At 54.5% G+C, this 8,358-nt stretch carries 6 protein-coding genes and 1 pseudogene; 6 read left to right on the plus strand and 1 reads right to left on the minus strand.

The window, feature by feature from the left end:
• The 3 genes and pseudogenes from RDM37_RS08215 to RDM37_RS08225 form a co-directional block, all read left to right on the plus strand.
• Positions 1-196, plus strand: a pseudogene (locus RDM37_RS08215) (peptidase); the annotation flags it as partial.
• A gap of 191 nt (positions 197-387) precedes the next feature.
• On the plus strand, positions 388-1,809 hold the full coding sequence (locus RDM37_RS08220; protein ID WP_308556638.1) for a peptidase: 1,422 nt from the start codon (positions 388-390) through the stop codon (positions 1,807-1,809).
• A gap of 568 nt (positions 1,810-2,377) precedes the next feature.
• Complete coding sequence (locus RDM37_RS08225; protein ID WP_308556640.1) at positions 2,378-4,714, plus strand: leucine-rich repeat domain-containing protein; 2,337 nt, start codon at positions 2,378-2,380, stop codon at positions 4,712-4,714.
• A 178-nt stretch (positions 4,715-4,892) separates the two neighbouring features.
• On the opposite strand, the gene ribD is transcribed toward RDM37_RS08225, so the two are convergent.
• Positions 4,893-5,909, minus strand: coding sequence for a bifunctional diaminohydroxyphosphoribosylaminopyrimidine deaminase/5-amino-6-(5-phosphoribosylamino)uracil reductase RibD (gene ribD, locus RDM37_RS08230; protein ID WP_308556642.1), 1,017 nt, complete (start codon positions 5,907-5,909; stop codon positions 4,893-4,895).
• On the opposite strand from ribD, the gene RDM37_RS08235 reads away from it, so the two are divergent.
• Genes RDM37_RS08235 through RDM37_RS08245 form a run of 3 tightly spaced genes read left to right on the plus strand, consistent with a single transcriptional unit; the run spans position 5,901 to position 8,116 of the window.
• Positions 5,901-6,839, plus strand: coding sequence for a HemK/PrmC family methyltransferase (locus tag RDM37_RS08235; protein WP_308556644.1), 939 nt, complete (start codon positions 5,901-5,903; stop codon positions 6,837-6,839). The two genes, ribD and RDM37_RS08235, sit on opposite strands and share 9 nt — an antisense overlap.
• A gap of 12 nt (positions 6,840-6,851) precedes the next feature.
• Positions 6,852-7,340 carry a regulatory protein RecX gene (locus RDM37_RS08240; RefSeq protein WP_308556646.1) on the plus strand — a complete coding sequence of 163 codons (489 nt, stop codon included), beginning with the start codon at positions 6,852-6,854 and terminating at the stop codon, positions 7,338-7,340.
• 23 nt (positions 7,341-7,363) lie between these two features.
• Positions 7,364-8,116 carry a phosphoribosyltransferase family protein gene (locus tag RDM37_RS08245; protein ID WP_308556648.1) on the plus strand — a complete coding sequence of 251 codons (753 nt, stop codon included), beginning with the start codon at positions 7,364-7,366 and terminating at the stop codon, positions 8,114-8,116.
• Positions 8,117-8,358 lie beyond the last annotated feature (242 nt).

Genomic DNA, 8,358 nt, shown 5'->3' on the forward strand with positions numbered 1-8,358 from the left:
GGGCAACGTCATCAAGGACGAAGTGGTCATCAGCCCGAAGGGTGGCACGGCGATCGACTTCGTCACGCCTGAGCAGCTCCCCGCGGATGGTGCTATCTACGATATGAACGGCGTGCTACGCTCCGAACCACTCGAGGAGCTACCCACAGGGGTCTACATCGTCGGTGGCCAGAAGGTCATGCACGTACAGCGATAGCTGTTGGCTGTTGGCTATTGGCTGTTGGCTAGAGTCACTAGTACTCTGATAGCTCCGACAGCTCTGATAGCTCTGATAGCTCCGATCTACTCCGAGCACTCCGAGCACTCCGATAGCTAACAGCCAAGAGCCAAAGGCTAACAGCCAAAAGCCAAGAGCCAAAACTAAAACACTTCAAAAACACTACAGCAATGAAACGAAAACTACATCAATCACTCATCGCGACACTCGTCACGATGCTCTTACTGCTCGCAGGCTCCTCAGTCTCCGCACAGGAGGAGTACGGACTCGCGATAGCAGACGTGCAGGTTACCTCTGAAAACTGCTCCGACCTCACCGCCATCCCTGGCGTCAAGGGCAAAGTCAGCTACGACCCCTCCACCAAGACGCTCACCCTTGAGGATGCCTCCATCGATGGAGGAGGAAGAGAATGTCTAGGTATATGGTCAACAGATGAGCTGACTTGTGTCGTCAAGGGGGAGGTCTCCATCACTTCTAATAAATGGAACGCAATGCTGTTCGAAAAGAATGCCATTATAAAAGGAAATGGACAGCTCACTATAAAGTCTTCAGAACAACGTGGTATCTATACTAAGGCTGCTCTACTTATTGAGGGTTGTACAGTCTATGCCGAAGGCAAATGGGGAATCGAAGGCGAGTATGACAAGTCTGGAGTGTCTCTTACAATCAGAAATGCTTCCGTCACGGCAAAGGGTAGCACCGAGGGCTCCATCCGCAACTTCACAAACTTCACCCTCGAGGGGTGCGAGATCACGAAACCCGCAGGGGCTGTCTGGGATGCCAACAAGTACGCCGTCTGCGATGCCTTGGGCAACGTCATCACCGACGAGGTGGTCATCACACCTGTAGAGGAGTACGGACTCGCAATAGCCGACGTGCAGGTCACCTCGGCGAACTGCTCCGACCTCTCGGTCATCAATGGCGTCACGGGCAAGGTGACCTACGACCCCGCCACCAAGACGCTCACCCTCGAGGATGCCTCCATCGATGTAGGACAAAATATCGGTATAAGCTCATACGATGAGCTGACTTGTGTCGTCAAGGGGGAGGTCTCCATCACTTCTGGTAATGATCGGAACGCAATGGTGTTCTATAACAATGCCATTATAAAAGGGAATGGACAGCTCACTATAAAGTCTCCAGTAGGAAGTGGTATCCATACTGAGGCTGCTCTACTTATTGAGGGTTGTACAGTCTATGCCGAAGGCTATTGTGGAATCGCAGGCAAGGATGGCGAGTCTGGAGAGTCTCTTACAATCAGAAACGCTACCGTCACGGCAAAGGGCTCCTATGGCTCCATCTACAATCTCACAAACTTCACTCTCGAAGGGTGTGAGATCACGAAACCTGCAGGGGCTGTCTGGAATGCCAGCAAGCACGCCGTCTGCGATGCCTTGGGCAACGTCATCAAGGACGAAGTGGTCATCAGCCCGAAGGGTGGCACGGCGATCGACTTCGTCACACCAGAGCTGCAACCCGCGGATGGTGCTATCTACGATATGAATGGCGTACTACGCTCCGAGCCACTCGATGAGTTACCCACAGGTGTCTACATCGTCGGTGGCCAGAAGGTCATGCATGTACAGCGATAGCGGTTAGCCGTTGGCTCTTGGCCGTTAGCTATTGGCCGTTGGCTAGGAACACGAGTACTCTGATAACTCCGATCCACTCCGATAGCTCAGATAGCTCCGATCCACTCCGATAGCTCTGATAGCTCCGATCCACTCCGATAGCTAACGGCCAACAGCCAACAGCCAAGAGCCAATCGCCAACAGCCAAGAGCCAAGAGCATTCGTAGTAGCTGTTTGAAGTTCTGAGGGGAGTGCGTAGCCAGTCGGCACGCAAGTTCCACTGCTACGCCTCCTCTCAGTTTTCGACAGACAGCTCTACACACCTGACGCAATACACTTCAAAGCATCATAATGCAAGAGAAAAGCACTCCCTAATATGAGACTGTTGCATAAAGGCGAATCGCTGTGTTGCTTTCGGGATTCGGCTTCGGTCACATACGGAGGTATGCTCCCTTCAGACCTCACCCTCAGCGCCTTGCGCTTCATCCTTTCTGCAAAGTCAGGACAATCTTGCAAGCAAGATCATGAGACTGTTGACTTTTGCAACAGTCTCAATATATACGACTATCACTTTAAGCAATATATGACTATGAAAAAGCAACTACGCATTGGGATCTATATCCTACTAGCCACACTCCTAGCGAGTGTCGCTGTCGCACAGGAGCCTACTACTCCGGCTCTGCGCTCTGGACAAAAGGGCGTGATCACCATGACCACCTCTCTTAATGTTGGGAAAGAATTCAATCTGACTGTCAAAGGTTCAGACATCTCCATTGTAGGCCTCGAGAAGAAGACCGACAGCACCTACACCATCACGAGCCAGACGATCAAAATCGAGGGCGAGGTGCAAAGTCTGAAATGCCCATCGAATATGCTGACCAGCCTTACTTTGGAGCGTTGCTCCTCCCTGACTGAGCTGATCTGCCGTTGGAATGATAAGATAACTAGCCTAGACCTGTCGTCTTGCACCGCATTGACCAAGCTTGACTGTTACGGACTTTATGCGACTACCTTAGATTTGTCGCACAACACTGCATTGAAAGTATTAAACTTTAACGGTTACAAGCTGACCAGCCTAGACTTGTCGCACAACACCGCATTGACCGAGCTCACGTGTTCTAATCTTACTGTGCCCTTAGACTTGTCGCACAACACGGCTTTGACCAAGCTTGACTGTTCTGGGTTTGCTGCGACCACCTTAGACTTGTCGCACAACACTGCATTGACCGAACTCCGCTGTTCCGCCACTCATCTGTCCAGCCTAGACTTATCGCATAATAAGGCACTGAAAGTCTTCTACTCAGAGGAAGTTAGTATGACCAAGCTAGACTTTTCACACAACACAGCACTGGAAGTGTTGGTTGCTAATGAAGGTCCACTGAAGAGCTTGACCCTCCCCACGAGCAAGACGCTGAGAGTTCTTGACTATACACAGACTGAAGTCGGGGATATAGATCTCTCTAACTATCCAGCCTTAGAGGCGCTTTGGTGTGGAATCAATGACTTAACGCATCTGGACGTGTCAAACAATAGGCGCTTAAAGATCCTTGCCTGCTTTACCAACAAACTGACCAGCTTGGATCTATCGAATAATCCTGCCCTAGAAACGTTGTATTGCAATGAAAATCAATTGACCAGTCTAAACGTATCAAATCTGCCTGCCCTTACATTCTTGGACTGCTCTGATAACCAGCTGACTAGCTTGGATCTATCGAATAATCCTGCCCTAAAAGAGTTGTATTGCTCTAATAATCAGCTAACCAGCTTGGAACTCTCAAAGCAGACTGCTTTGGAATTGGTCTGGTGTTATAAAAACCTTCCGACCACGCTAGATCTCGCCAATTGTCCCAATCTAACTATCCTAAATTGTAGTAACAACTTGCTGACCAAGCTAGAGCTCGCCAATTGTTCCAATCTAACTAAGCTAAACTGTGAAAACAACTTGCTGCCCAAGCTAGAGCTCCCCAGCTGTCCAAATTTGAGCAGTATAGATTGCTATGGCAACTTGATTCTGGCAAACGAGATGACCAACCTCGTGAAAGCTTTGCCGGACCGTAACGATAAGCCAAGTTGGAAAGGTTGGTTTAATGTATTTGACTCTAGTTCAAGTGATGAGAAAAATGTTTGCTACACCTATCATGTGGACATCGCCAACGCCAAGGGTTGGGCTGTAATAGAGCAAACGGGAACAGGAAATGGATTCTATCGAGGTAAGCCCACGCCAACGTACGAGGTCACGATCTCAGCAAACGAAGAGGGTGGAACGATCTTGACCGCAGGAGCGAAAGACTTAAAGATGGTACCCTACGGTACGGACCTATTTATCGTCGACAATCCTAAAGAGGGGTACGAGCTTACAGCTCTCACAGCTAACGGAACGGATATTCTAGCCACGAAGAAGGTCTTCATCTCGGGTCACACAATAATCAAGGCGACCTTTACTAAGAAGCCAAAGACCTACAAGGTAACACTGAAGCCTACCGAGCACGGCACGATCACTATCAAGGAAGATGTCGATCTCAACGCTGTGCCGGAAGGAACGAAGTTGACGGTCGTAGCCCAGGGTGCCAACGACCAGTGCGAGCTCACCAAGCTTACGGCAAATGGTGAGGACATCCTCAAGGATAAGACCTTCACCGTCACAAAGGACACGGAGGTCATTGCTGAGTTTGTCGACCACACGGGCATTGATGCAGTCGCTGCGGATGCGCTCGTCATCTATCCTAACCCTGCTAGCGAGTCCGCTACCATCACAGGTCTAGCACCTGAGGCAGCCGTAGCACTCTACACGCTAGATGGACAGCTGATCACGCGCCTAGCTGCTGACCGCTCGGGTCGCCTACAGATAGACCTCACCGCACTGAGCGATGGTACCTATCTCGTAGTCACCGAGGGTACTGCACAGCGCCTCGTCGTCAAGCACTAATGCGCACGATCTGACAGACGATAAGTTTGTCAGACTACAATAATAGAAGAGCTCCGTAGGACTAGTCCTGCGGAGCTCTTCTCGTATATTTAGAGGTTAGAGCGAGACGTGTGTTCCTACAACCGTTACTCGTCTTGCTGTACTACAACGGACGCTTGACCGTGCGTCCCTGCAACCGCTACTCGTGAGGGGCGGGGACGCCGTCGTGGAGCTGGACGGGGGCATGCTCGACGTTGAGTTCGTCGTAGAGGTCTGCGTCGAGGAAGCGCTGCAGGACCTGTGCGCCGCCCTCGACGAGGAGCGACTCGATGCCCTGACTATGCAGGAGCGTGAGCAGGTCGCGCACCTCGCCCGTCGTGGCGAGGCAGGAGACGTGAGCCGGGTATTGCCCGTCACGCACTTGCTCTAGGAGAGCCGGCGGGAGGAGGATGATCGTTGGAGCCGTAGCGTCTTGTAGCATACGCAGCTCGGGACGAGGTAGCCGACTGTGACACCAGAGGAGACGGATCGGCTGACCGCCACTACCCGATCGATTGGTCAGGAGCGGGTCGTCCAGCTCGGCGGTGTGATGACCCACTAAGATCGCATCGTGGAGCGCACGCAGACGATGCACCGAGCGCTGGCGGAGTGGCGAGCTGAAGATGTAAGGTGCCTCGCTCGCGTCGTGACGCAGGCGGTCGATGTAGTGGTCGGCACTCTCGGCCCACTTGAGCGTGACGTAGGGGCGTCCTAAGGTCTGCGCCACGAGGAAGTGGCGGTTGAGCGCGATAGCCTCTTGCTCCAAGCATCCGACCGAGACCTCGATGCCCGCTTCGCGCAGGCGTGCCACGCCTCGTCCGTCCACTTTAGCAAAAGGATCCAGCATTGCGATGACCACACGGGCGGGTCGGAGCCCCGCAATGAGCTCCGCACAGGGCGGTGTCTTGCCGTAGTGAGCGCAAGGCTCTAGGCTCACATACCAGGTCGCCTCGCCGATAACGCCCCGCAGCTCCTCGGGAACGCTACGCCACGCCATCACTTCGGCATGGGGGGCACCGGCGTAATGGTGGTAACCTTCGCCAATAATCTTATCTTTGTAGACAATTACCGAGCCGACCATCGGATTGGGACTGGTGCGCCCCTGCGCTAAGGCTGCGAGTTGCAGGCAGCGCTGCATATAGATCTCGTCTGGAGTGGTAGGTGCTGTATGTTTCATCTAAGTAAAGGTCGCTACAAAATGAGTGAAGCTATGATAGTTGCTGGTATGACGCTGCGTGATGCGGCTCTTGCGATAGCGGAGGCGCTGCCTGGGTACTATGCCGAGGCGCGGGAGCGTCGGGCTATGAGCGAGATGCTCCTACAGCATATCACCGGGCTCAGCCAGACGAGCTATCTGCTTGACCGCAAAGTTAGACAATTGTCTGACACGGAAGCCAGTTGGCTCTGCCAAGCCCTCGAACGACTGGCGCACGATGAGCCGATACAGTACATCTTAGGGGTGGCATCCTTTGGCTCATTCGACCTAGCTGTCGGCAAGGGAGTGCTCATACCACGCCCCGAGACGGCCGAGCTGTGCGAACTGATCCTCGCTCGTCACCCCGCCACGGCGGCGCCCCTGCGGCTCCTCGATGTGGGGTGTGGCTCCGCCTGCATACCTATATATATAGGTAGTCACCGACCCAGTTGGCAGCTCTATGCGATGGATCAGTCGGAGCAGGCACTACACTATGCAGAGCAAAACATTCGTCAGACGGGTGTCGCCGTCCAGCTCTTCCGTGGCGATCTCTTCGCTTGGTGTCAGGGGAAAGGTATCCCCGCCAAGCTTCCTCCGATAGACCTTTTGGTGAGCAATCCGCCCTACATCCCCGAATGCGACCAAGCGACGATGCGCCCCAACGTACTCGTGGGCGAGCCTCGTGAGGCACTCTTCGTACCAGACGCTGATCCGCTCCGCTACTACCATGCACTCGTGGCGCTCGTGCCACAGATCCGCTCGCCTCACGCACCATGTACGCTCTACTGCGAGACACATCACCAGCTGGCGCACGAAGTGGCAGCACTGTGCGAGCAGGCGGGAGCAGCTTCGTCAGAAGTGTTCAAAGACTTGACGGGTCGAGAGCGATTTGTACAAGCCACCTTTCAGTAAAAACGAAACCCTATGGACACCGATATACTCAACAAAGCCAAGTACTACTGCGCACGTGCCGAGCGGTCACCTCGCAATCTGCGCCTTTTCCTCATGCGTCGGGAGGTGCCCTCGGACGAGATCGACGAGTACCTCGCCCTGCTCCAGGAGGGTCGCTACTACGACCCGCAGCGCTACGCCGAGAGCTACGCCCGCACACGCTATCGAGACATGAGCCAGGGACCCCACAAGATACGTCAGGCACTGCGTATGCAGGAGGTGCCGACGGAGATCATCGAGGCGGTACTACCGGAGGTCATCGAGGCGGAGCAGCCGAACTACTCCCTCGCAGAGCTACTCGAGAGCAAGCTACGTCGCACCTCAGCACGGACGCCTCGTGCGCTCTTTGACAAGATGATGCGCTACGGCGTGGGGCGTGGTTACCACCAGAGCGAAGTGTACGAAGCACTGCAAGAGGTGCTCCAGAAAATGCGGGAGGAGGAAGAGTCAGAAGAGGAGTAAAGCGCAAAAGCATCCATACTCTTATGAGCTACAAACCGACGAAAAGCCCCTCCGCAGGACGCATCGCCCCGCCACCGCCACAAGGATGGCGGGCAACGGCTCGTGAGTCGCTCCTACAGCTCCTCTACCCGCGCTGGTGCCCTGTCTGTCACACGCTACTCCCGCCGAATGCTCCACCCCTCTGCCTTACCTGTCAAGGCGCGCTGGGACGCTATCACGAGCGTACGGTCGGTGCGCTGGACCGTCTGCGTGGTGCCCACCCGATGCCTCGCAGGGTGCTGGCGCCCTACCTCTATGCTCGTGATGACGCGATGGCACTGATCGTCCACGACATCAAGTATCACGGCAATAAGCCACTCGCAAGGTATATGGGTCGCCTCATGGGCACGCTCCTACCGCTAGAGCGGGAGCAGATAGACTACATCATCCCTGTGCCGCTGACGCCGGCCCGTACACTGGAGCGAGGCTACAATCAGGCGGTACTGCTGGCCGAGGGGATCTCTTCGGTCACGGGCATCCCCTATCTACCTCACGCTTTGCTACGTACACGCTTTCAGGGTAGTCAGACGCACCGTGACCGCACGCATCGTCTGGAGGCTATGCTCGGGAGCTTCACACTAGGCAGCGAAGCGATCCCCCCAGATAGCCACATCCTACTTCTAGACGATGTACTCACGACTGGAGCGACCCTCACAGCTGCGCTCAATGCCCTAGCGAACACGCCCCTAGCGCAGGTCTCTGTCGGCGTTTTGGCCGTCGGCACGGTAACGGCTTAGTTGGCTGTTAGCTGTTGGCCTTTGGCTGTTGGCTGTTAGCTCTTGGCTGTTAGCTGGAGTGATCGGAGCTATCAGAGCTATCGGAGCCATCGGGATTCCGCTCTCTAATCTCTAATCTCTAATTACACTCCGCTCTCTAATCTCTAATGCCACTCCGATGGATAGGACCTCGCAAGAGGTCCGACGAATCATAGCCGTGGGTCGGAGGGGCAAAGCCCCGAACGACCCACGGGGACAAGACG

This window comes from uncultured Porphyromonas sp. (assembly GCF_902489635.1).
Lineage (GTDB): Bacteria > Bacteroidota > Bacteroidia > Bacteroidales > Porphyromonadaceae > Porphyromonas.

What these genes read in the sequence shown, in the direction of transcription:
- RDM37_RS08220 (WP_308556638.1), top strand. Translation starts at nt 388, where the DNA reads ATGAAACGAAAACTACATCAATCACTCATCGCGACACTCGTCACGATG.
- RDM37_RS08225 (WP_308556640.1), top strand. Translation starts at nt 2,378, where the DNA reads ATGAAAAAGCAACTACGCATTGGGATCTATATCCTACTAGCCACACTC.
- RDM37_RS08235 (WP_308556644.1), top strand. Translation starts at nt 5,901, where the DNA reads ATGTTTCATCTAAGTAAAGGTCGCTACAAAATGAGTGAAGCTATGATA.
- ribD (WP_308556642.1), bottom strand. Translation starts at nt 5,909, where the DNA reads ATGAAACATACAGCACCTACCACTCCAGACGAGATCTATATGCAGCGC.
- RDM37_RS08240 (WP_308556646.1), top strand. Translation starts at nt 6,852, where the DNA reads ATGGACACCGATATACTCAACAAAGCCAAGTACTACTGCGCACGTGCC.
- RDM37_RS08245 (WP_308556648.1), top strand. Translation starts at nt 7,364, where the DNA reads ATGAGCTACAAACCGACGAAAAGCCCCTCCGCAGGACGCATCGCCCCG.